A 26,604-nucleotide genomic window follows, 5' to 3' on the forward strand; every position below is an offset into this window, starting at 1 on the left:
TTATTGTCCGATGGATTTAAATAAATTTTGAAACACGCTGCCAAGTATTGGGATTTTGTTCATTTTGCCAGATATGGCGCCAATTATTCCATAAATAAAAAGGACAGAGAAAAATATCCACCAAGAATAGGTGATATTCCAATTATTAAAATAGCTTACGACATATCCCATTATCATGAAGAGAATCCATAATCCAAGCCCTTGTCTAACATGAAAAGAAATAAAAGGGTTTCGTTTTTCTTGATTCATAAAGAAAGCAATTAAGACGCCAATAATCGTTATATACGCAACAATTCCTAGGGACTTACCTTCTTCAATTGTATTTTTATCCATTATTTTAAAACAATTTTATTATTAGCGATAATGCCATAAGTCTTCCCGTTTAATTCCATGCCTAAAAATGCACTGTTCTTAGATCTTGAAGTGATGTCAGATTTATCAAATTGATAATTAACATTTGGATTAAACAAACATAGATCCGCAGCTTCACCTTCTTTAATTATTGATTCCTTCACGCCAAACCGTTCTTTGCCTTGTGTTAATAGACCAATGGTTTTTTTAGTAGTAAAAACAGTCTGTAGTGCTCCAAATGCAGATTCTAAACCAATAGTCCCATATTTAGCAAAATCGAATTCCACTTTTTTATCCTCAATATCAATCGGATTATGATCCGTTGTGACCATATCAATAGTGCCATCTTTTAAACCTTCAATTAAAGCATCACAGTCGCTTTGTGTACGCAAAGGTGGCAGTACCTTATATCTCGTGTCAAAACCTTCTAAACTATCATCAGTAAGCACTAGATTGTGTATGGCAACACTACAGCTTACATCGAGTTTCTTTTGCTTTGCAGCTCTGATCAACTCGACAGATTTTGCAGTTGATATGGTTGGGATATGTAATTTACCTTCGGTATATTCCAATAAAAATAAATCCCTGGCAATTTGAAGTTCCTCTGCCAAAGCCGGATTACCTTTTAAGCCTAGGCGTGTGCTATTAATATTTTCGTTGACCACTCCCTTTCCAGAAATTTTTGATTCTTGAGGAAATGAACATACCAAACCGCCAAAATTACTCGCGTATTGCAATGCAATCTTCATTAAGTTAGGATTGGATATAGGTTTTTGGTAATCATAGAATGCCACAGCTCCAGCATTTTTCATATCAAAAAGCTCTGCTAAATCTTTTCCATTACTGCTTTTGGTTAAAGCACCAATAGGATAGAGGCTCGTCGCCTTGCTCTGTGCTTTTGACTTTACAAACGTAATATCAGCGTAACTGTCAATTACAGGATTGGAATTGGCATTTAATGCAACCGAAGTAAAACCAGATTGCGCAGCTGTGTTTAAACCGTTTTCAATGGTCTCTCGTTCTTCGTAACCAGGTTCTCCAAAAGATACGCTACTATCAAACCAACCTTGGGATACGTGTAGATTATCTAATTTTATTTCTCTGTAATTATTGGGATTTGAAATGCGTTTGGAAATCTTAGCGATACGACCTTTTTCAATTAAAATATCAACCGTTTCGTTGTGAAAATCACTTTTAGAATCAACGATAGTGGCAGATTTTATGAGTGCGTTCATTTAAGATATTTTAGTAGAAGTATCTCTATAATTAAAAATACCAGTGCAAAAATAACAAACCATTTCCATAGAACATTAACATTTGTGCTACTTTTTATGTCATTGATTGTAGATGCTAAGCTGCTACTTACATCAGTATTGGATATGTTTTGTAAGTCATAATAGCTGAGATTACTTTCGCTTCTGTTGTAATTAAAACTGAGTTTCTGTATAATTTGGTCTTTGTTTTTTACATTAAGTATGCCTGCAGTATTTGGATAGTCTTCCGTTTCCATCACTACGGATTTGCTATAGGTTTTCTGAAGGGGAATTACAGAAGCGTCATCTGAGGATAAAGTTAAAATATCATCCTGACCCAACACAGCATTTACGGCAATGGAATTGGGTTGGCCAATGGAATAGTAAAGTTGAGATAACTTTAGGCTTTGCTTACCAATATTGTATAGCACAGGAACAATTAAAGGCGAATTTTTAAAGTTTGAATTGTCTTTATTCAGTGCAGACGAAAATACATATGAACCAGCGTTTCCTGTTAAAAAAGAACTCCCATCTTCATAAGATAAAACACTGTTGGAGTTTGAAGAAAATTGATAGGAACTGCTAACTTTTGGGTATTGAAAATTGGTCACTTTTGAATAAAAAGCATTGGCCAAAAGTGGATGGTTATAATTAATGGTTGTTATTCGTTTCTCATTATCATTTAAAGAATTATAAGAAGAAATATTTAAATTATTAATTAATTGATTATAAGAGTTTAAATTAATATTACTTGAAGGTATTATTAATACACTTCCTCCGTCATTTTTAAATGCATTTATTGCTGTTTTTAATGCTTCTGAAATCGTTTCAATCTCATTTAATACAATTAAATTCTGATCTGGGATAAGATTAAAATTTAGAGCGTTAAAATTATACGCCTGGTATTCAAATTCATCATCGGTATAAATGCGTTTTAGAAAACCGTCTTCTGCTTCTTCGTTAACAGCTAAAACCTTGATTTTCGGTTTATCATTTATATTAAAATAAAAGACGTTGTCGTACAGCAAACCATTGTCTTCAACAACCAATTTACCATTAATAGCCATAGAATTAGATATGGTGAACGTGGTTTTAGCATCACTATCAATATCCACTGCGCTTTTGGCTAATAAAGCATCATCATTAAATAATGAAACCGTTACATTCTCTAAAGCCTCACCTTGGTTGGATAGTTTTACGTTTAAGTCTAGTGTTTCCGCAGTTGTATTAGTAACATAAACACTATCAATACTCACATTGGCTATAAGCGTAGATTTTGGTTGAACTAATTTTAGATTTAATGTACTGTCAGCTTCAAAGGTCAAATTATTTGCTTTTTGCTGAAAATCTGATACTAAAACCAAATTACGCGTTGAAGAACCACCATCCGAAAATAGTTGCCTGCCTTTTAAATACACGGCGTCATAATCAAGTTGAGTGGGTGAGTGCTCTAATTGTATTAAATCATTCTTAAGCGCTTTGATTGTTGTATTTCTAAAGGTTTGGGTATTGGTAAAGAGCGATATGGGCTCATCTTCTGGTAAGGTGTTGATAATGTCTTGTATAGCTTCGTTCAATAATGTACCATTTTTACCTTTGGCTTGCATACTGTAGGAGTTGTCCAAATAAATGACCGTTTCCTGAGCCTCATTAAAATCTTCTGTATTTGGAATAAAAGGTTGGGCAAACGCTATAATTACACAAGCTAACAGAAGCATACGAGATAAAAGCGTTAACCACTTTTTTAACTGTGAACTCTTACGCGTTTGTAATTTTACCGCCTTTAAAAATTTTACATTGGTAAACTGAACTTTTTGAAAACGACGAAGCTGAAATAAATGAATAATAATGGGAATGACCAGTAAAAATAAGGCGTAAAGTAATTCTGGGTGTTTAAACTGCATTCATCGAATTTTTGGAGACTTAGCAAGTTTTATAAAACTTGTAGGTCTAAAGCTCAAATATAGAAAATGCAAAACGATAACAGTATTGCGCTTTTGAGAATTTTAACAGAAAAAGAAATAATCAATCATAGATTTCATGCCGTTATCAGAAAAGTACTGTCTAATCTCTTGCTGTTCATGGTCATTGGCAACGGTTACAATACTTTGTGGATGGTTTAGTTGCAATAAATAATCAAAATTAAAAAGCTCTTGGCCATAAATATGTTTGCCTATTTTTTTCTCGTTATCGCATATCCAGTAAAACGGAACTTTATTTTCTATCAAAAGCTTCGCCACGGTTTTACCTTTAGTTCCAGCTCCCCAAATGGTTAAGGGTCGGTTTGGGTTGTAATCCAGCTCTAAAAAATAATGCACCTTAATATCCAAAAAGTAATTAATGGCGTAATGTTCGTGGGTTCTCGATGTACGTGTACTGTAATCGCGCCAGTGGAGTAGGACTTTATCGCAAGGAATACATTTGTAATCTGCTTTATAAAACCGAAAGGCCAAATCATAATCTTCAGGATAGCGATTGGGCTCAAAACCTTCACAAGCTATAAAATCATCACGATGCAACAACCAACATGGTGACGGAATAACACATTCTTTATAGATTTCAGAATAATTGCTTCCTGTTGCAGTCAATTTATTAATCCAGCGTTCGTAGCGTGCATAACCATCGCTAACACCATCTGACCTGAAGTATTTCACTTGTCCGACAGCAAGATGCGCCTTTCCGTGTCTTAAAAGACTGTTCAGCATGACTTCTAAACGATCAGACGACATAATATCATCGCTATCCATTCTAGTGATATAGCTTCCGGACGAATTTTCAAAAGCCGTTCTTAGAGCTTCAATGATGCCATTACCATTGTTGTTGTAAAGTTTTATTCGGGAATCTTGGTTGGCAAATTCTTTTACAACTTGTTGCGATGCATCCTCAGAATGGTCATCCACAAATATGGCCTCCCAGTTTGTGTAAGACTGATTTATGATGGACTTCAAACATTCGGCAATAAAGCCTTCTGTATTCTTAAATGGGATTAAAATGCTTACAAGCGGTTTAGACATGGCACGAATTTAACAAAACCTTTAGGTTTATAATAGTAACAGATTGTAGATTTGTGCGTCTAGTAAAAAAAATAATAAGATAAACATGAAGAATTATATAGCCATACTTGGCTTAAGCGTAATTTTGGTAGGCTGTGGTTCAGCAAAGCCAAAAGTAGATGATTTAGCGGTAAACAATCCTATTGAAACAGCTTTAGATTTAACAGCAGTAGTAGATGACAAGGTGCCAGTAACCATTGATCCTGGTCGTTTTACTACGGAAACGGTGACTTATAGATTGCCAAGAGTTGTTCAGGGAACATACTCTGTTAGTGATTTCGGAAAGTATGTCGATGACCTTAAGGCATTGGATTATGATGGCAATGAATTGGAAGTTTCTAAAGTAGATACCAATACTTGGACCATTTCTGACGCTACTAAATTAGATAAGCTTACCTATTATGTTAATGATACGTTCGATATAGAATCAAGTGGAGGTATAGGAGGTGAAAATCCATTTTCTCCTGCTGGTACTAATATCGAAGATGACAATTATGTATTAAACCTTCATGGATTTATAGGATATTTCGACTCTCTAAAGAATAACCAATATGCATTGGATGTTACGGCACCAGCAACTTTTGTAAGAACTTCTGCTTTAGAAAATACAGGTATGAAGTCTAGCCCAGATGGAAAATCCATAACAAGCAGTTACTTCGCACAGCGTTATTTTGATATTACCGATAACCCAATGATGTATGGTAAGTTGGATGTTGAAGAATTTATGGTTGGTGATATTAAGATTGTTTTGAGCGTCTATTCACCAAATAATGTACATACAGCTGCAAGCCAGAAAGAGACGGTTTACAAAATGATGCAAGCCCAAAAAGAATATTTGGGAGACGTCAACAGTACGGCACGTTACGATATTTATTTATACTTATCAGACGGTTCTGAAACCGCGCCAAAAGGTATGGGAGCTTTAGAGCATCACACGTCTACAGTAGTAGTTTTACCAGAGTCTTCAAGTAAAGAAGGTTTGGCTGCATCTATTATTGATGTGGTTGCGCATGAATTCTTTCATATTGTAACACCATTATCGGTACATTCAGAAGATGTACACTATTTTGATTATAACCAACCTACATTCTCTAAGCATCTTTGGATGTACGAAGGTGTAACGGAATACTTCGCACAGCACTTTCAGGTATATGAAGGGTTGATTGAACCTAGTGCTTTCTATAACACTATAATGTCTAAAATAGCCACGTCAAAGAATTTAGATGATGCCATGAGTTTCACAATTATGAGTGAAAACGTATTGGAAGAGCCGTATGCATCTAATTATTACAACGTCTATATGAAGGGTGCTTTAATCGGTATGTGTATTGACATATTAATGCGTAAAGAAAGTGATGGCAATAGAAGCATGTTGTCTTTAATGAAGGAATTATCAGCTAAATATGGTAAAGAAAAGCCATTTGAAGATGATAAGATTATAGATGAAATTACAGCTATGACCTACCCAAGTGTGGGTGAGTTCTTAAAAACACATGTTGAAGGAGATGTACCCATCAACTATAACGCGTTTTTTGAAATGGTAGGTTTAACTATGGGTGAAACTGAAGTGCCAACAAATTACATCTTTGCAGGTGGACAGAACATTATTTTTGATGCAAACCCAGACAAAGGAACCATTTTCTTTTCGCCTATGGCATTAAAGAATTCATTTTGGGCATCCCAAGGAGTTCAAGCAGGTGATGTTATAAAAAAGGTAAATGGTACAGATTTAACTTTGCAAAATGCACAGCAAGTAGTTGGAGGTATGTTTGCATGGCAAGTAGGGCAGGAGTATAGTTTAAACATTGAGCGCAATGGTGAAGCTATGGAGCTTAAAGGCACTTTAACTGAGGCTACAGCAACGAGTGAATCTTTAGTTGAAGATCCAAATGCTACTGAAGCGCAAAAGGCGTTAAGGGCTGCCTGGTTGAAAGGGTAGTTAATGACGGTATTATAAAATTAAAGGCTTCCTCTCTATATTTTGAGATGGAAGCCTTTTTTTGTGTGAGATACTGAAACGAGTTCAGCATGACAACGATTGATATTTGTTACTACATTTTTGTCGTTTTTCAGTAATCCCACAGTTTGTCATTCTGAATTCATTTCAGAATCTTGTATATGATATGGTAAAAGATGCTGAAACGAGTTCAGCATGACAATAGAATTGGGTATTATTGCCATATTATGCAATTCACTCAGGTTTGGTTTGTTGTTCAGAACTTGATTCAGAATCTAATCTTTGCCATAAGTCATCCCAATTTGGATTTGACTCTTCAATGAGGTTAATCTTCCACTGACGTCTCCAATTCTTTATTTGTTTTTCTCTTTTAATTGCATCTTCAACATATTGATACTCTTCATAATAGACCAAGCGCTTTAGTCTGTACTTAGAAGCAAAATAACTCCCAATACCATCCTTGTGTTTTTCCATTCTATCGTCAATGCCTCCAGTGAATCCTGTATATAAAACACCTCTTGGTTTGTTGGTAACAATATAGACCCAATAATTATGGTAAGAGCGTTTTGGCATTTTTACTTTATTTAAGATGTTGAAACAAGTTCAGCATGACGAAGGTTAGTATTTGTTTCTATATTTCTATCGATATTCAATAATCACTTAATTTGTCATTCTGAATTTATTTCAGAATCTAGGATGTGCTGTACTGCTTAAAGTTTTAGATGCTGAAACAAGTTCAGCATGACAAGGATATATGTTTGTTTTTAATTCGGAATCTAAAATCTAATCAGTATTTCGCGGATTTACCGTTTGATGCTGAGCTCTTAATAAACTCACGTAAATCTTCGTTGGCTTGTATTAAGTCTTCGTTTCGTAAGTACATCATGTGGCCACTTCGGTAGCCTTTAAATGAAAAGCGATCTTTCATCTTTCCGCTTGGGTCTATTTGCCATTGCGAGTACTTAGCAGCAAAATAGGTTGTAGCGCCATCGTAATAACCAGACTGCGTTAAGACCTTCAAGTATGGATTCTGAGCCATGGCTTGTCGTAAATCCTCTCTGGTGTTATCATTGCTTCTGTCCCAGTTACCTACATTTCCGAAGACATTATACTTTACGTCGGTCTTAAAATTCAATTCATTCTGAATGTAGTAATTAATAGCTGGTGTAAAGCTATGCAACCATGAGGTGAGCTCTGCACTATAATCTGGACTCGTGCCTGTTTCGACCCTATCGATTCCAATGTATCTTGAATCTAGTCGCCCTATGGTTTCGCCGGTTTTGTCTCTAAGCAATTCTTTCCAGAAATAACGGTTGGGTACATCTAGATTTTGTTGTAGAATTACTTTTTCCGATAGACCAGAATAATGACTCATCTGTTTGGCTACGGCTTGTTTTTCAGCTTCAGGCAATGACCAACCTTTGGTTATGGCTGGCATTAATGTGTTTATGGCAAAATCTTCAGCTTCTGGTAAGACTTCTAATAAGTCTTCGTTTTGAAGTTCTGGAGATAAGGCCTTGTGGTACCATGCAGCTGCTGTGTAGTAAGGTAAATTCAAGCTCGAAGCTAATGGTCCACCAACACGTAGTACTTTATAATCTGCAGGTGAGACCAAGATCACACCATTGAGGTACATCCACTGGCTGTTCTGTAGTTCTAGCGATAAACCCATTACGCGTGTACCACCATAGCTTTCACCAATGATATATTTTGGTGATTCCCAACGGTTATGTCGTGTGGTGAAGGTGTTCATCCAACTGGCTAAATATTTAATGTCGGCATTAATGCCGAAGAACAGTTTATCGTCTGGCATTTTGCCTTCCTTGTCAGCAACCTTGCGCGAATAGCCTGTATTCACTGGATTGATAAACACAATATCCGCTACATCTAATATGGAATTAGGGTTATCCTTTACTCCATAAGGTTGAATAGGATAACCCTCATCATCAATCTTTAGGATTTTAGGGCCAGTGTAGGCGATGTGCATCCAAACCGAAGCAGATCCAGGTCCACCGTTAAAAGAATAAATGATTGGTCGTTTGTTGCCCTTGCTGTCATTGGTGCGTTTGTAGTAGGTGTAATAAAGCGATGCTATCATTTTGCCCTCATCATCCCAAACGGGTTGAAAGCCTGTTTCTGCTCTGTAATTGACTTGTTTTCCTTTTATGGTCACGGTGTTTGTGGTGACGTATGCGGTGTCTACAGGGATTTTTAGGTCTTGGGAGAATAAAAGACTCGTGCAAATAAGTGCGAACAACGATAGTTTTAGTTTCATGTGAATAAAATGTTTCTTTGAGATGCTGAAACAAGTTCAGCATGACAAACTGTTATTTTTTCTCTTATTATATTTTGTCATTCTGAACTTGTTTCAGAATCTATTTTTTAAAAATTAAAGATAAACAACTAAAATTAAAATCCTTCAAAAACACCTAATCCGAATAGGGCGAAATCGTATTTTACGGGATCGTGTGGGTCTAGTTGTTTTAAGTTAGTGTCTAACTCTGCTAGGGCTTTGGCGTCGTTTTGTTTACGTTTTAGTAGGCCCAGTTTTCTGGCGACGTTACCGGAATGGACGTCTAATGGACAACTGAGTTGGGTTGGTGAGAGACTTTTCCAAATGCCGAAGTCCACACCAGCGTTGTCGTTTCTTACCATCCAGCGGAGATACATGTTAATGCGCTTGGCTGCTGAGTTTTTTAACGGGTCGCTGACGTGTTTTTTGGTGCGTTCTAGATGTGGTATTTCAAAGAACACCTTTTTAAATTGGTGGATGCTCTGTTGAAGGGATGCCTTTTCAGCGTGTTTTGAGAATACAGTTTCTAATCCGCCATGTTTGTTGTAAATATGTTGTAGGCTTTTTACAAATTGCTTTATATCCTCACTATTGAAGGTACGATGTACAAATCCCTCAAAGCGGTCTAGGTCTGATTCTTGGTGCTGGGTTATAAACTCAAAAGGGGAGTGGTCCAATAAATCCATCATTCGCTTTGCATTGTTGATAATGCTTTTGCGGTTTCCCCAAGCGATGGTTGCGGTTAAAAAGCCTGCAATCTCAATATCCTCTTTTGTTGAGAATTGATGTGGCACCTGTATTGGGTCGCTCTCAATAAACTTTGGGTTGTTGTATAGATAGACCTTTTCGTCTAGAAAGGTTTTGAGTTCTGTTTTTTTGAGTTTCAATAGTGTGTAGTGTTTGGTTGCAAAATTAAGGGTTTATTGCTGAATTGCCATGTGTGGGTAGTGGGTTAGGATTGGGTGACTCTACTCGAGTCTGCTAACGACTCTGTCTGACTTAGAATTAATATATAGTAACCTTCACTAAGGGTTTTACGAGATTGTCTGGCTTGAAGATTTTGTAATTCCAATAAATTAAAAATCATATCTTTAGAGAAACCAACCAACAAGATTCCCGCTTTCTCGGGAAATAGAATATGATAAAATTCTTTAGAAAAATTAGACAAAACTTACTATCCGAAGGGAATACTGGTAAATATCTGAAATATGCGTTCGGAGAAATCATCCTTGTGGTTATTGGAATTTTGATTGCTCTACAAATCAATAATTGGAATGAAAATAGAAAGGAGGCAATTGTAGAGCGTGAATCCTACGAAAATTTACTTGCCAGTTTAACTACAGACTCCTTGGAATTGGCTAAAATAATTCGGCTTCAGAATCAGAGTTTAGTAGACCAAAATCGTTTCATTAATTCTAATTTATTGGAAATAAAATCTTCATTGGACATTGAAGAAATTAGTAAGTCTCTTTATAACATTTATGATGGAGCCTACAGTTTCTTCCCAAAATATGGAACATATAACGCTATCCTTTCAAACAAAGGTATAGACATCTTAAAATCAAAGAAAATTAAATCGTCACTCATTGAACTATATGACTATCAATGTAAGAAATATGAGAATATAGATGCAATTATAGACCAACAATATAGTTTTGATTTTGTTCCATTTCAACAAAGGAAACTCGGATTTTTTGTTAATTCAAATTTTGATTACAATACTGTAAATATGTCTCTATTTGAAGATAATTACGAGGAACTTGTATTACAATGTCAAAACATTAATACATTGAGTATTCATTCTTTAAATGCTTTAAGAGGAATACAAAAATCAGTAGATGAATTAATAGCATTAATTAGAATAGAACTAAAAAAATAACGAAAGCACAACAATGTATAACCGCAATTTATTCACAAAATAGTATCATGACTAAAGTGTTCATCGGTCGCTTCGCTCGGTCGGCGGATTCGGCTACCCTTTGACTGCGCTCAGGGTAGGCTTAAGCGAATCCACTTGGAATTGCTAACGTCGGTGCTTAATCGAAAATCATTAACTTTAATCTCGTGACTGACGGTTATACTAACTGTAGGCAACAAGCTAAAAAATGAAACTAAAAACAATAATATTGACTATGGGAATCCTATCATTTCTATTTGGTTGTAAAAAAGAAACTAGGTATACAGATAAGCACGGAAACGTAATAATCGAAAAAGGTGATCAAACTTTAATAATCCCAACCGAATATGAAAAAACTGGAGCGTCCTATAAAATATTCTTACGGAATGAAACTGATAAAACAGTAAGCATAAAAGACAAATTCACTCTGAAATCAAATGAAGAGAAAATAATTGAATTTATAGATACGGACTCTATGCTTTTTGATTTTGGAGCTAAAATATTTTTCGGAGACACTGGACTTGAAGTCGATGACAAAAAAGGTGAGTTGGCTGGAATTGGTGGCGAATATTGGGAAAAGTACAAAGTACCTGATGATGTGGAATATGGATTTGTAATAGTACCACCAGGTCAAGGAGATATGCCGACTGAATGAAAAAAGCCAGTTGCCAACAATGTATAACCGCAATTTATTTACGAAATAGTATCATGACTAAAGTGTTCATCGGTCGCTTGGCTCGGTCGGTGGATTCGGCTACCCTTTGACTGCGCTCAGGGTAGGCTAAAGCGAATCCACTTGGCATTGCTAACGTCGGTACTTAACCGAAAATCATTAACTTTAATCCCGTGACTGACGGTTATACGAGACCGTTGTAACCAATTAAAATGAACGCAGAAATAACATCGAATCTTACGAATTTATTCAACATTAATTTAGAAGTAATTAAGAACACTTCGATTGAAAAAATGTTCAATGAACTAATAAATGAAAACCCAAAATCATTCAATGTAAATCTTGGATTTTTAACAAATTTGTTTGATAACGAGGAAATTAAAAGTTTCAAAAAAGCAAAAAAGAATACTGAATTGATTTCAGCTTTTGAGAATGCAAAAAAAATGGAATTTGATGAAAAAGAAATCATTGTAGAATTTAAAACTGATATTTTAAATTCTATTCCAAAATTGAAAAACAAAATTGACTCTGAAAACAAAGGTTACAAAAATCAAATAATATTTTTAGAATATGATTATGAACCTTGCGCCTATTTTTGTGGTTTTGGAAAAGGAGATTATCCGATTTTAAAAAAACCTGAATATTTTGAATTTAACTTTCAAGAAGAATTATATGCTGGAATTGGAAAAGTGGATTATTCTAAAATATGGAGAGAATTGTCTTTAATAAATGAAATTTTAGAGGATTTAGATATTTACGACCAAGTATGCGAAACTGAACTATATCAAAGTTTGCTAAATTGTGTAAAGTTCAAAACTTATTTATTACTTAATAAGGCTTTTGACGAAATCGGAATAAAAGCATTTGACGGAATAGAAATTGAAAAACCATTAATGATTTACGGAAATGAACATGATTGTAAATCAATTAATATTTATGCTTACGAATAAAATAATTGGTTACGCCAACGTGTATAATTCATTGCTAGTTGTGGCTTACTTACGAAAGTCCTCGCAGACTAATTATCTGTGATTTATTTGCTAACTTTAGTATTTAAACACGCAACGAAATCATACACTAGACCGTTAGCCACAATTAGAAAAAATGAGAATTAATAAGAACATTTTAGTATTTATCGTCATTCTATTACTAATCTCTTGTAAATCACGACAGAATGACAAGGATGCTTTTATCTCATTCGATGGGACAAAAATCGCATATTCTGATAGTGGAAATGGAGAACTTGTTCTGCTAATTCACGGTTTTATAGTTGATGGAGATGTAAATTGGGGTAATTCTGAATTAAAAAAGCAATTATTAAATCAAGGATATAGAGTAATTATTCCAGATTTAAGAGGTAATGGGAGTTCCGACAAACCACAAAATAAAGAGGCTTACAAAAATGACGCAGAAGTAAAGGATTTAATAGCTCTTATTAACCATTTAGAGGCTGAAAACTATATGGCTGTTGGATACTCTCGAGGTTCTATTGTATTAGCAAACTTACTGACAAAAGACGAAAGGATTACCAAAGCAGTTTTTGGTGGAATGGGAATTGGTTTCACTAATCCTAATTGGAATAGGAGAATCGATTTCGGGAATGTCTTTTCAGGACGAACCGAACCAAATGAAATGACTACAGGAGCTGTAAATTATGCAAAGAATGCAAATGCTGATTTTAGAATATTAGGATATCTACAGGATTATCAGCCAGAAACGAGTATTGCTGAACTTAACAATATTAGTATAAAGACTTTGGTGATTTGTGGAGATGAGGATTTAGACAATGGAAATCCTAAAGAATTACAAATGGAATTACCGAATAGTAAGTTAAGTCTTGTGAGCGGAGACCATATGAGCACTTTTAATTCAATAGGTTTCGCAGAATCAATTATTGACTTTCTTAAGGAAAAATAACTGTGGCTAACAATGTATAACCGCAATTTATTCACGAAATAGTATCATGGCTAAAGTGTTCATCGGTCGCTTGGCTCGGTCGGCGGATTCGGCTACCCTTTGACTGCGCTCAGGGCAGGCTCAAGCGAATCCACTTGGAATTGCTAACGTCGGTGCTTAACCGAAAATCATTAACTTTAAGCCATAATTTACGATTATACGAGACCGTTGTGCGTCATTATACCTACGCTGAAGCTTCGGAATAGAAACTATAACCAACCAACAAGATTCCCGCTTTCTCGGGAAATATAATATGATAAAATTCTTTCGTAAAATACGCTACAATCTTATGAGTGAAAACAAAACTGGAAAGTATTTTAAATATGCAATTGGTGAAATAGTGCTTGTGGTTATTGGAATTTTAATAGCACTTCAGATTAACAATTGGAACGAGGATAGAAAAGTAAGAAAACTTGAGACACAGATTTACAAAGAATTAAAAAGTGATTTGGTTCAAACTAAAAATGATATTGAAGAAGTAATTACCGAACATAAAAAAATCCTTAAATCTACCCAACAACTTATCTTTGATATCTCTAATAAAAAATCATATTCTGATTCTATATATAGATTATTCGCAGATGCTGGAGGTGATTTTAAGATAATTCCCAAAACAAGTGCTTTTGAAAATCTTAAAAATATTGGTCTAGGTACAATATCAAACGACACTCTTCGTATTTCTATCTCAAACTTATTTCAACTAGATTTAAAACGCTTAGGAGATGAATTAGGTGTTCAAAATACCAGTTTTAATATTACTCAACAATTGTATCCTTATCAAATGAAGTATTTGTTTCTTGATACAAATGAACCTACAAACTATGGCTTTAAACATTCAGATACGATTAAGGTTTACAAATTAAAAATAAAAAATTACGATACGTTTTTGACAGACAACAACCTTCTAAAGACATTACAATTATCGCTTTGGAATAGAAGTTTAGTCGTAAACGAAGAAGCCGAAATTCTTGAAACCGTTAAAAATGTAATTGATGGAATTGAAAATGAAATTAAACAAAAATAAAAATAACGAAGCCACACACAAACCGTATTACGTCATTTAAACCAACCAAAACCAATAGATGGAATTTAAACAAAATAGCATTCTTTTTTTTCTCACTGCATTTCTGATTTTTGGCTGTAAGGACTCTGAAAAAAACAAAACCGATCAAGAATCCAAAAAATCTGGTTCTTATGTTTTAGTCAATGATTGGCCTAAATTACCTGATAATTTTACTTTGGGAAGTCCTACTGGATTGGGACTTGATAGTGAAGGGCATATAATTGCCTTTCATCGTTCTGGTAGAACTTGGGAGACAATGCCTATTTCACACCTTCCGGTCATTGAAGAAAATACGATATCAAAAATAGATTCAAAAACTGGAGAAATCCTGAATTCTTGGGGAAACAATTTATTCATAATGCCACATGGTTTGGAAGTTGACAAAGAAGATAATATTTGGGTTACAGATTGTGGACTTCATCAAATTTTCAAATTTGATTCGAGTGGAAATTTATTAATGACATTAGGAGAAGCAAAAGTTTCAGGAAATGATTCTGAACATTTTAATCTTCCTACAGATGTTGCTGTTACAGCTGATGGTTCTTTTTACGTGAGTGATGGATATGGCAATAGTCGAGTTATTAAATTTTCAAAAGACGGAACATACTTATTTGAATGGGGAAAATTCGGAAATAAGCAAGGAGAGTTTAATATTCCACACGGAATTGATTTAGACAATGAGGGCAATGTTTATGTGGCTGACAGAGAAAATAATCGAATTCAAAAGTTTGATAGTAAGGGAAATTTTATCACGCTCTGGCAAAACCAATCAACTGACCAATTATATTCCGTAACGATAGATAATCAGAAAAACCACCTTTTTGGAATAGATTATTGGATTGATAATGATACCATTGTAAAAGGCTCTGATATTTTTCGCTTTGATTTAGATATTAATCTACAATTGCAATTCGGTAGAACTGGATTTTATGATGGTCCGATTTCAAGATATCACGACATTCAAATTGATAATGATGGGAGTATTTATGTTGGAGATATTTTAGGCAATAGAATTCAGAAGTTTGAATTAAAATAAAAACGCTACACAATAATGGCTATAAGTAACCCGTCCGAACGTAACGTTGGTACTGGCGGGAGTTAAGTGCTAAACAACGCAACTAAACCATAGCCAAATCCGTTATATTTTACATTTTATCTCGCAATTTCTACAATTCAGGAATATAAAATTGATATTTATATGGCAATCATCCATCTTTAACTCAAATATTTAATTATGCCACACGACACTATAGGATGGATACATACAGTTTTTGCAATAATTGCATTAATAACCGGAAGTGTAATTTTATACAAAACTAAAGGAACATCTTTACATAAAAAGACTGGAAGAATCTATGGAATCTCTATGTTGATTGTTTGTGCAACTGCATTTCTAATTTATCGCGTTCATAACACTTTCGGAATTCTTCATTTTTTTGCAGTCATTAGTACTGTAACATTATTTTTGGGAATGCTTCCGATGTATATCAAAGGTTACAAAAATGCAATTGCAGTTCATTTGTCTTGGATGTACTGGTCGGTGATTGGACTGTATTGTGCTTTTGCTGCCGAAATATTTACACGTTTGCCATTACTACTCAATATTAAAAATTCTTATGGAATTTTTTATGCTTTAGTTGGCTTATCTACGGGATTGGTAGGATTTATTGGAAGTCGTTTTTTCAAAAAAAAGAAAAGCGTATGGGAGAAAAAATTTGGAACTTAAATATACAACTGAAATAACAGATAAGGCTAACACCGTAAATAATCCACTGCTAGTTATAGACTACTTACATAAGTCCGCTGGGACTTGTTAGCTGTGGTTTGTTAGCTATCTTTATCGCTTAAACGGATCATAAAAAGATACAGAAACTAGTTGGGCAAATTTGCAACAATCACTAATAGCCATCGTCTTTATAGCAAAAATACTCCATGAACAGAATAACCATAACACTACTTCTAATTTTAACTATTACAATTTCAGTCAGTTGTCATCACAACAAAAATGTTTTAAAAAAATCGGACCCAACGGCAAAAGGATTTTCTCAAGCCAAATTAGATGCATTAAGCACCTATTTAGAGAACACAGGTTCTGAAGCTATGATGGTACTAACAGATGGAAAAATTGTATACGACTGGGGAAATACAGATAAAAAATTACTGGTTCATTCCATTAGAAAGGCCCTGCTAAATTCGCTTTATGGCATCTACATTGAAAATGGAACCATTGATACTACAAAAACAATTGGCCAACTTAAAATTGATGATATCAATCCTCTAACTGAAACAGAAAAGACAGCGACCATAGCAGATTTATTAAAATCAAGGTCTGGAATTTATCATCACGCAGCAGCAGTTTCAGAAGGGATGTTGGCAGCAATGCCGCAACGTGGTACTCACAAACCCAATGAAGCATATTACTACAACAATTGGGATTTTAATACGCTCGGATACATATTAGAGCAACAAACCGGAAAAAACGATTTTTGATTTGTTTAAGCAACATATAGCGCAACCATTGGGAATGGATTATTCTAATAATTATATAACGGTTAAAAATCCGGATGATAATTGGACAGTCCCCAATGTGGACGGGTTTTACCAGTTTGAAGAAGACAAATCAAAATATCCGGCGTACCACTTTAGGTTATCCGCAAAAGATTTAGCGCTTTATGGTCAACTATACCTAAATAAAGGGAAGTGGAAGGGTGAGCAGATTATTCCGGAGGATTGGATTGAAAGATCTACTAAACCCTATTCAATTACAAATGAAAATTACGGCATCGGATATGGCATGCTCTGGAATGTCTTGATACCTAATGAAACCAGAAAAACCAAATCATTTTTCCATACGGGTGTTGGTATTCATATGCTCGGTGTTTATCCCGAATCTAACCTAGTTTTGGTACATCGTGTAGATACAGAAAAAGAATATAAATTCCATCAAGGAAACTTCTATCAAATGATTGCAATGGTTTGGGATTCAAAAGAAAAATAACAACCCTAGCGAATACGGTATGTAATCTATAACTAGTACGCACCCACTTTAAAAAGTTCTTAGTGATTTGCCATTAGGTATTTACGCATGCAATCCTTATGCAGTGGCTGTTGATCATAAGATATAACATACTATTGCATGGTAAGTTGTGTGATGTGTTCATACCCAAATGGCCACGTGAACTAGATTTTTATACTGTTTTGGTTCTTAACCTGTTAAGAATTTAAAATGAATTCCTTAAATTGAAAAACGTAAGGCTAATTCATACCAATACTATTTGTGAAAAAATTACTTCTTCTACTTTTATTAGTACTATCCATTTCTAGTTTTTCTCACGGTCAATCCTCTTATAAAGAATACTCCTACACTGAATTTTTTGAATTGATTAAACAAGAACAAGACACGGTATTTAAACTCAATAATGCCTTGATTAAATACAATCCTGAAACTGATCAACGGTTTACAATCTCCAATAAAAACGTTTACGAAGCCAGAGATACAAGCTATGTGTATAGAAATGACATTGTCATTGATAAAGTCATAGAACTAGATAATGTACAATTCTTAGCTACTGAATACCGAGTTAATGGCAAAACTCATGCAGGTGGTGTGTTACTTGATATTTACTTTAAAAAACCTGTTCAGTTTTATAATACTAATACACTAACGATACGTTATTGTAGATTTGATAGTTCCTATAGATTAGATACTAGAAACTGTGATTCAGACAGCTATCTTACTGATGTTTTCGACGCAGGTATTGATATATCCTATTCAAATTTTACTGACTTTTTTCAATACATGGTTTGTACTGAAGGTTCTGAACAGTTCCAAGTTTTGTTTAGAGACAATACTTTTAAATCTACGAATAGTAAAGACCGCTTTTTTCTATCAAACTCAAATATTAGCTCTTTCGGGTTTGATAAAAATTTTGTTGACTATGAAGATATTATCTTCATGGGCTTGTTTGACACCAAGTTTAATATTGTAAGGAATAATATATTTAACTCTAGCTATATACAAATGAACCTTGGTTCTACTGACATATTTCAGTGGTTTGACAATTCCTATTCCAGTACGGTTTTTGTGACAAGAGTTTCATTTTCTTCAAATGATATTATTGATTTGGAACAATTTAAGAAAGGAATCAGTAACTATTCTGGACTTATGGATTATAGTCTGCAAGCAACTAATAAATACCCTATACATCAAGAAATCAAGGAAAGATCAGCATTAGTAACTAAGTACTTAGATTCGGTTCGCTTATATAATGAAAAAGCATTTAGAGAAGAGATGTCGCATAAAAGTCAATTCTACAAACACTTTAAAAGTCGGTATAATAGCCAAATTGCCAATCAGATTTACATCGATCTTAAGGACTTTGAAACCCAACGTTTAAAAATTGAATATAATTTGAACCCTAGTTTCCGATCGTATTTTAAGTGGAAAGTGAATCAATTCCTGAAGCTCTTTTCCGATTACGGCACTGAACCCTCAAAAGCTATTGTGGTTTCGGTATATGTTATCCTAGCGTTTGCATTGATTTACCTTTTTTTCCCAAATACGTGGGACAGTCACGGGAAAAACCGCATCATGAACAGGTACCGTTTTTTTACCAAATACATGAACAAAGACGCTGGCATGCATGAGGTGTATTTAGAAGAACAACAACAAGAACTTTTGGCTGCAGAGGACTTTAAAAATTACATGCAGGCGGCCGAAAAAACCATACCCAAATTCTTTATAACAACAGCAATGCCAATCTATAGATGGTCAGTATCAGGAACAAGATTCTCAGCAGCTATTTTAAAGCAAATTGATGTGATGCGTGGGACCTGGAAAGACTTACCTAAATCCAAGCAAGTTTGGAAATCTTTTTTATTAATTGCAGTTTTTGTGATTGCCATTCTGTATGACCTTTTCATAAAAATACTCAACGCTCTCATGCTTTCCATCAACACCTTTACCACATTAGGTTTTGGTGAAATCCCAATCAAAGGATTACCTCGTTATTTGGCGATTATCCAAGGTTTTATTGGTTGGTTTATGTTGACGATCTTTAGTGTGTCATTAATCTCTCAACTATTGAATTAATTATGATTAAATTTTTTCAGACAAATACGATACAAACTTATGAGTGAAAATAAAACTTCCCGTTATTTTAAATACGCCATAGGCGAAATCGTCCTTGTTGTCATTGGCATTCTTATCGCCTTGCAGTTGAACAATTGGAATCAAGACCGGATTTTTAAGCAGAAAATGGAAAGTTATTATCTAAACTTATATGAAGAGATAAAAACAAATGAAACCTCAACCAATCTTAAAATTGGTGTTCAGGAAAAACTACAAAAACAACTTAAAGTTGCTTTGCAAATTTTATCTGCTAATGACTTCTCAAAAAGAGCTGAGCTACAAGTAAACCTTGGTGCCATGGCAACAGCATGGACAGGCGATTTCTCACTCAATGTTTTTAATGAATTTATCGCTCAGGATTTGTTAAGTAAAGTAGAGGATAAGGAATTAAAACATTTGCTGACTCAACTCAAAAAAAATTTAGAAAACATGGTCAGCATGGATAACTATACTGTCAACCAGTACACAAACTTAATTGAACCTTTTGTGGTAAATACACTAAACTATTCTGCAATTGCGCTACCAAGATATAAGGTGGGGCTGGTAGAGGGTAGTCAACCCTTGGATTTTGAATCCATTTATAATTCCAATAAGCTTTGGAATGTCCTTACAATTAAACTAGAAACTACAAATTTGAATATTAGAGATCTCAATAGACTGAAGTTGAACTTTCAACAATTGGAAGCAAAACTCAAAAAATTAAATGCTAAAAGTTAATGATCAAATTCTTTCGAAAAATACGATACAAACTTATGAGTGAACAAAATACAACGCGTTACTTAAAATACGCCATCGGCGAAATCATCTTGGTTGTCATCGGTATTCTCATAGCGCTTCAAATTAATAATTGGAATGAGCAACGCAAAATTGATAAGGTTGAAAAAGAAATGCTTACTTCATTATATAAAAGTATTGCTAACGATACTATAAGGTGGAATTCCGAATTTGAAGGCTATAATGAACAATTGGTTTATGGTAACTATATAAAACAAAAATTTCAAGAAAATGCATCACACGAAAAGCGATTAGACACAGCTTTTGCTTTAATATCATCGTCTTATTTACAAGAAGCCGAACATATACCTTTCAATAATTTATTGAATAAAGGTATTGATATTGTAAAAAATGACAGTATTAAATTCTATTTAAATCGATATTACGATCATTCAAAAGACTTAGAGGAAGTTGAAAACTACTTTGAAAACTCTAAATATTACAGGCAACATATTTATCCAAAATATTTTAAAAGCTATAAATATGGAAGAGAGGCTATTCCCATTGATTATGAACAACTAAAGACAAACTCAGAATTTAAAATAGCCTTAGATTACACCATAAACGACGCCTACTTTTATAGAGGGTGGTCAGAACACAAAAAAGAAGATGCCTTAAGGTTGTTAGGCCTAATCCAAGAAGAACTACAATTAAAGGACAATGATTAAATTCTTTAGACATATTCGTAAATCATTACTTATGGAAAACAAAACATCAAAGTATTTTAAATATGCTTTGGGCGAAATTATTCTTGTTGTGATTGGAATTCTTATTGCCTTACAGATCAACAATTGGAATGAGGCTAGAAAAAACAAAAATTACGAGCGCTCTATGCTAGCGCAGATGAAAGAGGAACTGCAGTCAAATAGTAATATGTTAAATAATTGGCTGCCATCGCTTAAAGGTATAGTTCGCACGGTTAATACTGTAGCGGCCATGAAAGAAGACCCGAATCATCCAACGGACTCACTACAATACCATTTAGAACGTATAAAAGGATTCGGAATTGCAGTGTCTTTTAATACTAGCGCCTACAACGCCATTAATTCTGGTGGTTTAGATAAAATATCTAATCCCGAGATAAGACAGCAAATATCTAATATTTATGGAAATACAATCCCAAGTGTATCTAAGTGGATCAATGAAATTGTAAGGACATCGCTATTTGAAAGAAACAAACTTTTCTATGAGATTTACGACCCTGTTGTAGTTCCCGGTAAATCTGGAATTATAGAAACTAAATTGATTGAAACAGATGCACAGACCTTACGAAATAATCCTAAAGTAGACGAAATGTTAGAAGTTCTTAATTGGCCCATACCAATTAGTATTATTGTAATAGAAGAATTAGATCAAAAAATACAAAACCTTATCGAAGCTATAGACCAGGAATTAAAATGATAAAGTTTTTTAGACATATAAGATACAACCTTATGGAACAAAACAAAACTGGGAAATACCTCAAATACGCCATCGGCGAAATTATTCTTGTAGTTATTGGAATTTTAATTGCGTTACAGATTAATAACTGGAATGAAAACAAAAAACAACGAGAATTTGAATTGAAAATGCTCACTGAAATAAAAAGTGCGTTAGAATCTGATATAGATTATTTTCATCGTTTAGAAATTCGTTTACAGAGACTCGATTCGTCTGCAAACAAATTCATTAGACTAGTGCATGAAAAAGCTACTTTTAATGATACACTATATAAAAACGGAAGATCAAGGTGGTATAATTTAAGAACTGGAATTAATCTTCAATTTAACCTTGGACCTTATGAAGCTTTAAAATCTTCAGGCATTGATAAAGTTTCTAACAATAATCTACGAAATAGTTTGGTAGATTTTTATGACTTTAGATTTCCCACTTATATAACTTTTATTAAATACTTTGATAAAGGTTATGATAAGGATGTTGCCACTTTAAAATCTTTTTTAGGGAAACCATATACTGAATCAGAAAATGGTGAAGTAAAGGTATACTCTAAATTTCCAGAAAACTTATTAGAACAAACAGAATTTCTTCTTTTATTAACTAGACTTAAAAGTAGAGCGTCCAATTCTATAAATATTATAGACAAGAGTATTGAGCTTATGGAAGAGTTAAAAGATGAAATCAATGCTGAAATTACTAAATGAAATTAAAATAACGAAAGCACAAAATGCTTGTGTTTCATTATAACCAACCACCCACCAAATGATAAAATTTTTTAGACGAATTAGATTTAACCTTATGAGTGAAAACAAAACATCACGCCCTGCCAGCCGGACAGGCAGGTATTTAAAATATGCCATCGGTGAAATTATCCTTGTAGTGATTGGTATTTTGATTGCGCTGCAAATCAACAACTGGAATGAGCAGAGAAAGGATAACAAAAGAGCTAAAGATTACATTACACGAATTTCTGAAGATTTAGAGCGCTCGTTAGAATTGAGTGAAAAACTACTTGAACAAAATAAGTCTATACTTCTGGCTGTAACAGAAACACAAAAACTTATTGAGAGAGGTACAGAATTAACAACCTCTGAAAAAAAGACCTTAGACTACAGTATACTTTGGTTTCCCAGGACCACATATCAGTTACCGGATATGCTTACCTACGAAGAAATGAAGGAAAGCGGGGATTTAGGCCTTATCAAAGATATTGACCTACGAAACGACCTGGCCGAGTTTTACAGCTATACCAGACAAGTAAAAACGGTTTACGAAAAATTGAGTCGTAATATCGAAAATCAACACGAGGTTTTCAATACCGAAATTCGCACGTACACTAACCCAGAGACTTTAGATCTTACGTTTAGTTACGATATAAAGTCTATGAGCCAAAACACTATTTTTATAAATACCTTTTCCCGTATGACTACACATTGGAGAGGTTATGTTTACTTTATGGAACGTGTTCATAGACAATCCAAAGACTTACTTAAAAAGGTCAGGAATTATGATTAAATTTTTCAGACAAATACGATACAAACTTATGAGTGAAAACAAAACATCGCGCCCTGCCAGCCGGACAGGCAGGTATCTAAAATATGCCATCGGCGAAATCGTTCTTGTTGTGATTGGAATTCTTATTGCACTTCAGATCAATAATTGGAATGAAGATAAAAAATCAAGGAGTTATGAACTAAGCATGCTCGTGGAATTAAATAAAGCCATGACAGAAGATATTGAAAAGTTGAACTCTATTATTCCTTATTTCAAGAAAGTTAAAAATAGTTATGTTGAGTTGACACGAGTCAAAAATGGTAAAGAAATTCCTCAGGATTCTTTATATAAAGTTTTAGGATTAGTGGGAAGATATGGCTATGTGTTGACTTTTAATAAGGGACCTTATGAATCGTTAAAATCTAATGGCTTAGATAAAATATCGGATATCGAAACAAGAAATCGTATTTCAGCATTGTACGGAGACGAAATACCAAATGCTGAATTATGGGTCAATGAGGTCCTTAGAGCAGAGCTCTACAATAGAAGTGAATATATGGATAGTATGTTTAGTCCAAAATATATCGTTGATGATAACAAAATTGAAAGTAAATTAATTCTTTCCAATATCCCTGAGGCACTAAAAACTAAAACGATGGAGAAGCTCATTAGTACAAGCTGGCCATTAAATGGAATATTACGTCAATTCACCAGAATGAGAGATGATATGGTAAAGACTAAGGATCGTATAAAACAAGATATAAATAATTTAGATGATTAAATTCTTTAGACAAATACGATACAAACTTATGGGTGAACAAAATACAGCGCGATACTTAAAATACGCCATTGGAGAAATTATCCTTGTTGTTATTGGTATTCTCATAGCTTTATCCATCAATAACTGGAACGAAAAGTTAAAGGAGAATAAAAAGGAAGCCTATTTTATAGATGAACTTCAAAAAGAATTTATAAACGATAGTCTAACCTTGCAAAGACTTATTTTTCTATCAAACATTAAGGCAGAAGAAGGAAAAATTGTAAAGGAATTCCTTTTAGGACAACCCGTCTCCAAGGATTCAATCATTAGTATGGTATTTTTTAACGGCCGTTTTCTTGAATTTGAAAGCTTTACACCGACGTATGATGAAATCATTGCCACCGGACAGCAAAGCATCATCAAAAACGATTCGCTTAAAACACTGATTAAAGCCTTCAAAGACCAAGGCAGCTTTTACAAGAGATTCTTATATGACGAATGCATGACCATTAAGCAACAATACAACCTGCACGCTTATAAATACTTTGAACGCAGTATCCTACCCGAATTATGGGAAAATGCAACCAAAGAAAACCCCGTTGTTGATATTGATGCACTTGGCGATTATATGATAGATGTAGAAGGCTATAAAAAGGATTCAAAATCGCTGTACTATGTCACTATGAATACGGGCGTTGATATGGATTTAAATCGATTTTATAAAACTGTAGTCATGCCGGACCTGGAGTTGATCTTAAAAAAAATACGTGATATAAAATCCAAAACCTAATAACGCAACTGATGATTAAATTCTTTAGACAAATTAGATACAACCTCATGAATCAGAATAAAGCATCCAAGTACTTTAAATATGCCATTGGAGAAATTATCCTTGTGGTTATTGGAATTTTGATTGCCTTATCTATTAATAATTGGAATGAGGAAATTAACTCTAAGAAAAAAGAAAGGTTAGCTTTAATTGAAATTCTTACCGATTTAGAATATAACATCGTAGAGTTAGATTCAGTAAAAAGCAGGCGATTGGGTTTACTGAAAAGTGTAAATGCATTAGAGATCTTAATTGAGACAATGGAAACGAATAAACCATATCACGATTCATTAGGCATATATTTTAATACCGCAAATTCCTATGATGAAGCGGATTTTAAAATCAGCGGATATAATTCATTAAACTCAATCGGTATGGATCTAATAGAAGACCCAAAAATTCGTTCTTCAATTGGTCAATATTTCACTTCTTCAATTGCAGACTACAAAAGTGCTTTCAATGAGGTCGTAAAAGATTTTCATGAATATATGCTTCCCTTTATGAGAAAAGAATTTACATTAATCAATATGCATAAAGAAAATAGAGCGCTTATTCCAAATGATTATGAAGCATTAAAAAACAATAAGGAATATATACAATCCTTGAGAACCTTTTTAGATGTCCAAAGCTATTATCTAAATGTACTTAACCTTAATTTGGATAATGCCGTAAAATTAAAACAGGACATGAAAGAATATATTAATGAATAAAATAACGAAAGCACAACAATGACTATAATTCATTGTGGCTGTATTTCAACTTATAAATTCAATCTTATTCGCTACCTTTAGTCCACAGCGTAATAACACAACGTGTGATTAAGCTAGAAGCTACACCAACAACCGTTCTTTACAGAACTTAAACGCTATAAATCAACAATTTGGACTATTTAACACCAGCAAGATTATTAACGACTGAATTAAATTGGGAAGATTTAGTTTTGCCCAAAAGCGTAAAGAACGATATTGATGAAATTTTAATGTGGTTAAAATTAGAGAAAAACATTAAAAAGGATACTCATCTTAATAAATGGTTGAAACCTGGTTATCGTGCTTTGTTTTATGGACCATCTGGTACCGGAAAAACTTTAACAGCCTCGCTAATAGGAAAATCCGTCAACAAACCTGTTTATAAGATAGATTTATCCATGGTGTTTTCAAAATACATAGGAGAAACAGAAAAAAACCTAGCTGAAGTTTTTGATCAGGCTGAAAATAATAAATGGATTTTATTTTTTGATGAAGCTGATGCCCTTTTTGGTAAACGCACAAAAGCACCTTCTCCCAATGATCGTCATGCAAATAAAGAAATAGCCTATATTCTGCAGAGAATTGAAAATTTTTCTGGATTGACTATTATTGCATCCAATCTTAAGAGCCATATAGATGAGGCTTTTTCGCGAAGATTTCAATTACTAGTTCCGTTTAAAATGCCAAATAAAGAAGAAAGGTATATGCTTTGGAAACGCATATTTTCTAAAGAATACAGTCTTGATGAAGAGTTCATTAGACAATCTTCTGAAAATTATGAACTTACTGGAGGCGCGTTAATTAATGTACTTCGTAGGGCACTATTACATAGTCAACAAGATTCAAAACCTAAAATATCAGAGGAAGCTGTAATCTATGCGATTCGTAAAGAATTTGAGAAAGAGCGTAAATAAGCCCGCTAACAATTATAAGA

At 34.0% G+C, this 26,604-nt stretch carries 27 protein-coding genes; 20 read left to right on the forward strand and 7 right to left on the reverse strand.

The features are described from left to right. From SIB89_RS00900 to SIB89_RS00915, 4 genes are all read right to left on the reverse strand, one after another. Window positions 1–333 (reverse strand): hypothetical protein, encoded by a 333-nt coding sequence (locus SIB89_RS00900; protein WP_273289843.1) that lies wholly within the window; start codon window positions 331–333, stop codon window positions 1–3. Further along, window positions 333–1,586, reverse strand: coding sequence for a dihydroorotase (locus SIB89_RS00905; RefSeq protein ID WP_412560771.1), 1,254 nt, complete (start codon window positions 1,584–1,586; stop codon window positions 333–335). Before SIB89_RS00905 ends, SIB89_RS00900 begins: the two co-directional genes overlap by 1 nt. Further along, the gene (locus tag SIB89_RS00910) at window positions 1,583–3,508 is read right to left on the reverse strand and encodes a BatA domain-containing protein (protein WP_412560772.1); all 1,926 of its coding nucleotides are present in this window, start codon (window positions 3,506–3,508) and stop codon (window positions 1,583–1,585) included. The genes SIB89_RS00905 and SIB89_RS00910 overlap by 4 nt, the downstream gene beginning before the upstream one ends. A 102-nt stretch (window positions 3,509–3,610) precedes the next feature. Then, a complete protein-coding gene (locus SIB89_RS00915) occupies window positions 3,611–4,618 on the reverse strand; it encodes a glycosyltransferase family 2 protein (RefSeq protein WP_412560773.1) in 1,008 nt (335 codons plus the stop codon). A gap of 85 nt (window positions 4,619–4,703) precedes the next feature. On the opposite strand from SIB89_RS00915, the gene SIB89_RS00920 reads away from it, so the two are divergent. Further along, the gene (locus SIB89_RS00920) at window positions 4,704–6,596 is read left to right on the forward strand and encodes a peptidase M61 (RefSeq protein WP_412560774.1); all 1,893 of its coding nucleotides are present in this window, start codon (window positions 4,704–4,706) and stop codon (window positions 6,594–6,596) included. 252 nt (window positions 6,597–6,848) lie between these two features. On the opposite strand, the gene SIB89_RS00925 is transcribed toward SIB89_RS00920, so the two are convergent. From SIB89_RS00925 to SIB89_RS00935, 3 genes are all read right to left on the reverse strand, one after another. Continuing rightward, entirely contained in the window at window positions 6,849–7,187 is a 339-nt protein-coding gene (locus tag SIB89_RS00925; RefSeq protein ID WP_273289848.1) for a GIY-YIG nuclease family protein, read from the reverse strand. Between the two features lie 214 nt (window positions 7,188–7,401). Further along, window positions 7,402–8,889, reverse strand: a complete 1,488-nt coding sequence (locus SIB89_RS00930; RefSeq protein WP_412560775.1) for a S10 family peptidase — start codon at window positions 8,887–8,889, stop codon at window positions 7,402–7,404. Window positions 8,890–9,023: 134 nt separating this feature from the next. Beyond that, on the reverse strand, window positions 9,024–9,794 hold the full coding sequence (locus tag SIB89_RS00935; protein WP_412560776.1) for a TIGR02757 family protein: 771 nt from the start codon (window positions 9,792–9,794) through the stop codon (window positions 9,024–9,026). A gap of 251 nt (window positions 9,795–10,045) precedes the next feature. Between SIB89_RS00935 and SIB89_RS00940 the strand changes: the two genes are divergently transcribed. From SIB89_RS00940 to SIB89_RS01030, 19 genes are all read left to right on the forward strand, one after another. Further along, a complete protein-coding gene (locus tag SIB89_RS00940; RefSeq protein ID WP_179343187.1) occupies window positions 10,046–10,786 on the forward strand; it encodes a DUF6090 family protein in 741 nt (246 codons plus the stop codon). A gap of 226 nt (window positions 10,787–11,012) precedes the next feature. Next, window positions 11,013–11,459, forward strand: a complete 447-nt coding sequence (locus SIB89_RS00945; RefSeq protein WP_412560777.1) for a hypothetical protein — start codon at window positions 11,013–11,015, stop codon at window positions 11,457–11,459. 230 nt (window positions 11,460–11,689) lie between these two features. Further along, window positions 11,690–12,427 (forward strand): hypothetical protein, encoded by a 738-nt coding sequence (locus tag SIB89_RS00950; protein ID WP_412560778.1) that lies wholly within the window; start codon window positions 11,690–11,692, stop codon window positions 12,425–12,427. A gap of 154 nt (window positions 12,428–12,581) precedes the next feature. Then, window positions 12,582–13,394 carry an alpha/beta fold hydrolase gene (locus SIB89_RS00955; RefSeq protein WP_412560779.1) on the forward strand — a complete coding sequence of 271 codons (813 nt, stop codon included), beginning with the start codon at window positions 12,582–12,584 and terminating at the stop codon, window positions 13,392–13,394. Window positions 13,395–13,686: 292 nt separating this feature from the next. Further along, a complete protein-coding gene (locus tag SIB89_RS00960) occupies window positions 13,687–14,457 on the forward strand; it encodes a DUF6090 family protein (protein WP_412560780.1) in 771 nt (256 codons plus the stop codon). A 58-nt stretch (window positions 14,458–14,515) separates the two neighbouring features. Continuing rightward, the gene (locus SIB89_RS00965) at window positions 14,516–15,532 is read left to right on the forward strand and encodes a peptidyl-alpha-hydroxyglycine alpha-amidating lyase family protein (RefSeq protein ID WP_412560781.1); all 1,017 of its coding nucleotides are present in this window, start codon (window positions 14,516–14,518) and stop codon (window positions 15,530–15,532) included. 198 nt (window positions 15,533–15,730) lie between these two features. Next, a complete protein-coding gene (locus tag SIB89_RS00970; protein ID WP_412560782.1) occupies window positions 15,731–16,222 on the forward strand; it encodes a DUF2306 domain-containing protein in 492 nt (163 codons plus the stop codon). A gap of 206 nt (window positions 16,223–16,428) precedes the next feature. After that, window positions 16,429–16,986, forward strand: coding sequence for a serine hydrolase (locus tag SIB89_RS00975; RefSeq protein WP_412560783.1), 558 nt, complete (start codon window positions 16,429–16,431; stop codon window positions 16,984–16,986). 1 nt (window position 16,987) lies between these two features. Then, window positions 16,988–17,494: a serine hydrolase domain-containing protein gene (locus SIB89_RS00980; RefSeq protein ID WP_412560784.1), complete on the forward strand. Its 507-nt coding sequence runs from the start codon at window positions 16,988–16,990 to the stop codon at window positions 17,492–17,494. 279 nt (window positions 17,495–17,773) lie between these two features. Further along, complete coding sequence (locus tag SIB89_RS00985; RefSeq protein WP_412560785.1) at window positions 17,774–19,588, forward strand: ion channel; 1,815 nt, start codon at window positions 17,774–17,776, stop codon at window positions 19,586–19,588. A 39-nt stretch (window positions 19,589–19,627) separates the two neighbouring features. Further along, window positions 19,628–20,344, forward strand: coding sequence for a DUF6090 family protein (locus SIB89_RS00990; RefSeq protein ID WP_412560786.1), 717 nt, complete (start codon window positions 19,628–19,630; stop codon window positions 20,342–20,344). Between the two features lie 35 nt (window positions 20,345–20,379). Then, on the forward strand, window positions 20,380–21,069 hold the full coding sequence (locus SIB89_RS00995; protein ID WP_412560787.1) for a DUF6090 family protein: 690 nt from the start codon (window positions 20,380–20,382) through the stop codon (window positions 21,067–21,069). After that, window positions 21,062–21,802 carry a DUF6090 family protein gene (locus SIB89_RS01000; RefSeq protein ID WP_412560788.1) on the forward strand — a complete coding sequence of 247 codons (741 nt, stop codon included), beginning with the start codon at window positions 21,062–21,064 and terminating at the stop codon, window positions 21,800–21,802. The genes SIB89_RS00995 and SIB89_RS01000 overlap by 8 nt, the downstream gene beginning before the upstream one ends. Before the next feature lie 32 nt (window positions 21,803–21,834). Next, window positions 21,835–22,542, forward strand: coding sequence for a DUF6090 family protein (locus tag SIB89_RS01005; RefSeq protein ID WP_412560789.1), 708 nt, complete (start codon window positions 21,835–21,837; stop codon window positions 22,540–22,542). Window positions 22,543–22,600: 58 nt separating this feature from the next. Continuing rightward, window positions 22,601–23,353 (forward strand): DUF6090 family protein, encoded by a 753-nt coding sequence (locus SIB89_RS01010; RefSeq protein ID WP_412560790.1) that lies wholly within the window; start codon window positions 22,601–22,603, stop codon window positions 23,351–23,353. 109 nt (window positions 23,354–23,462) lie between these two features. Beyond that, window positions 23,463–24,113, forward strand: a complete 651-nt coding sequence (locus tag SIB89_RS01015) for a DUF6090 family protein (RefSeq protein WP_412560791.1) — start codon at window positions 23,463–23,465, stop codon at window positions 24,111–24,113. Then, window positions 24,106–24,882, forward strand: coding sequence for a DUF6090 family protein (locus SIB89_RS01020; protein ID WP_412560792.1), 777 nt, complete (start codon window positions 24,106–24,108; stop codon window positions 24,880–24,882). The genes SIB89_RS01015 and SIB89_RS01020 overlap by 8 nt, the downstream gene beginning before the upstream one ends. Window positions 24,883–24,893: 11 nt before the next feature. Continuing rightward, on the forward strand, window positions 24,894–25,631 hold the full coding sequence (locus SIB89_RS01025) for a DUF6090 family protein (RefSeq protein ID WP_412560793.1): 738 nt from the start codon (window positions 24,894–24,896) through the stop codon (window positions 25,629–25,631). A gap of 170 nt (window positions 25,632–25,801) precedes the next feature. Beyond that, window positions 25,802–26,584, forward strand: coding sequence for an ATP-binding protein (locus SIB89_RS01030; protein ID WP_412560794.1), 783 nt, complete (start codon window positions 25,802–25,804; stop codon window positions 26,582–26,584). The last annotated feature ends 20 nt before the right edge of the window (window positions 26,585–26,604 follow it).

It is taken from the genome of Winogradskyella sp. MIT101101 (genome assembly GCF_047126865.1).
GTDB classification, from domain to species: Bacteria; Bacteroidota; Bacteroidia; order Flavobacteriales; family Flavobacteriaceae; genus Winogradskyella; species Winogradskyella ouciana.

Coding starts and splice junctions, on each gene's coding strand:
- SIB89_RS00960 (WP_412560780.1), top strand. CDS start 13,687: ATGATAAAATTCTTTCGTAAAATACGCTACAATCTTATGAGTGAAAAC.
- SIB89_RS01005 (WP_412560789.1), top strand. CDS start 21,835: ATGGAACAAAACAAAACTGGGAAATACCTCAAATACGCCATCGGCGAA.
- SIB89_RS00945 (WP_412560777.1), top strand. CDS start 11,013: ATGAAACTAAAAACAATAATATTGACTATGGGAATCCTATCATTTCTA.
- SIB89_RS00990 (WP_412560786.1), top strand. CDS start 19,628: ATGAGTGAAAATAAAACTTCCCGTTATTTTAAATACGCCATAGGCGAA.
- SIB89_RS01020 (WP_412560792.1), top strand. CDS start 24,106: ATGATTAAATTCTTTAGACAAATACGATACAAACTTATGGGTGAACAA.
- SIB89_RS00940 (WP_179343187.1), top strand. CDS start 10,046: ATGATAAAATTCTTTAGAAAAATTAGACAAAACTTACTATCCGAAGGG.
- SIB89_RS00925 (WP_273289848.1), bottom strand. CDS start 7,187: ATGCCAAAACGCTCTTACCATAATTATTGGGTCTATATTGTTACCAAC.
- SIB89_RS01025 (WP_412560793.1), top strand. CDS start 24,894: ATGATTAAATTCTTTAGACAAATTAGATACAACCTCATGAATCAGAAT.
- SIB89_RS00930 (WP_412560775.1), bottom strand. CDS start 8,889: ATGAAACTAAAACTATCGTTGTTCGCACTTATTTGCACGAGTCTTTTA.
- SIB89_RS00905 (WP_412560771.1), bottom strand. CDS start 1,586: ATGAACGCACTCATAAAATCTGCCACTATCGTTGATTCTAAAAGTGAT.
- SIB89_RS01010 (WP_412560790.1), top strand. CDS start 22,601: ATGATAAAATTTTTTAGACGAATTAGATTTAACCTTATGAGTGAAAAC.
- SIB89_RS01000 (WP_412560788.1), top strand. CDS start 21,062: ATGATTAAATTCTTTAGACATATTCGTAAATCATTACTTATGGAAAAC.
- SIB89_RS00910 (WP_412560772.1), bottom strand. CDS start 3,508: ATGCAGTTTAAACACCCAGAATTACTTTACGCCTTATTTTTACTGGTC.
- SIB89_RS00970 (WP_412560782.1), top strand. CDS start 15,731: ATGCCACACGACACTATAGGATGGATACATACAGTTTTTGCAATAATT.
- SIB89_RS00920 (WP_412560774.1), top strand. CDS start 4,704: ATGAAGAATTATATAGCCATACTTGGCTTAAGCGTAATTTTGGTAGGC.
- SIB89_RS00915 (WP_412560773.1), bottom strand. CDS start 4,618: ATGTCTAAACCGCTTGTAAGCATTTTAATCCCATTTAAGAATACAGAA.
- SIB89_RS00995 (WP_412560787.1), top strand. CDS start 20,380: ATGAGTGAACAAAATACAACGCGTTACTTAAAATACGCCATCGGCGAA.
- SIB89_RS00900 (WP_273289843.1), bottom strand. CDS start 333: ATGGATAAAAATACAATTGAAGAAGGTAAGTCCCTAGGAATTGTTGCG.
- SIB89_RS00965 (WP_412560781.1), top strand. CDS start 14,516: ATGGAATTTAAACAAAATAGCATTCTTTTTTTTCTCACTGCATTTCTG.
- SIB89_RS00955 (WP_412560779.1), top strand. CDS start 12,582: ATGAGAATTAATAAGAACATTTTAGTATTTATCGTCATTCTATTACTA.
- SIB89_RS00975 (WP_412560783.1), top strand. CDS start 16,429: ATGAACAGAATAACCATAACACTACTTCTAATTTTAACTATTACAATT.
- SIB89_RS00950 (WP_412560778.1), top strand. CDS start 11,690: ATGAACGCAGAAATAACATCGAATCTTACGAATTTATTCAACATTAAT.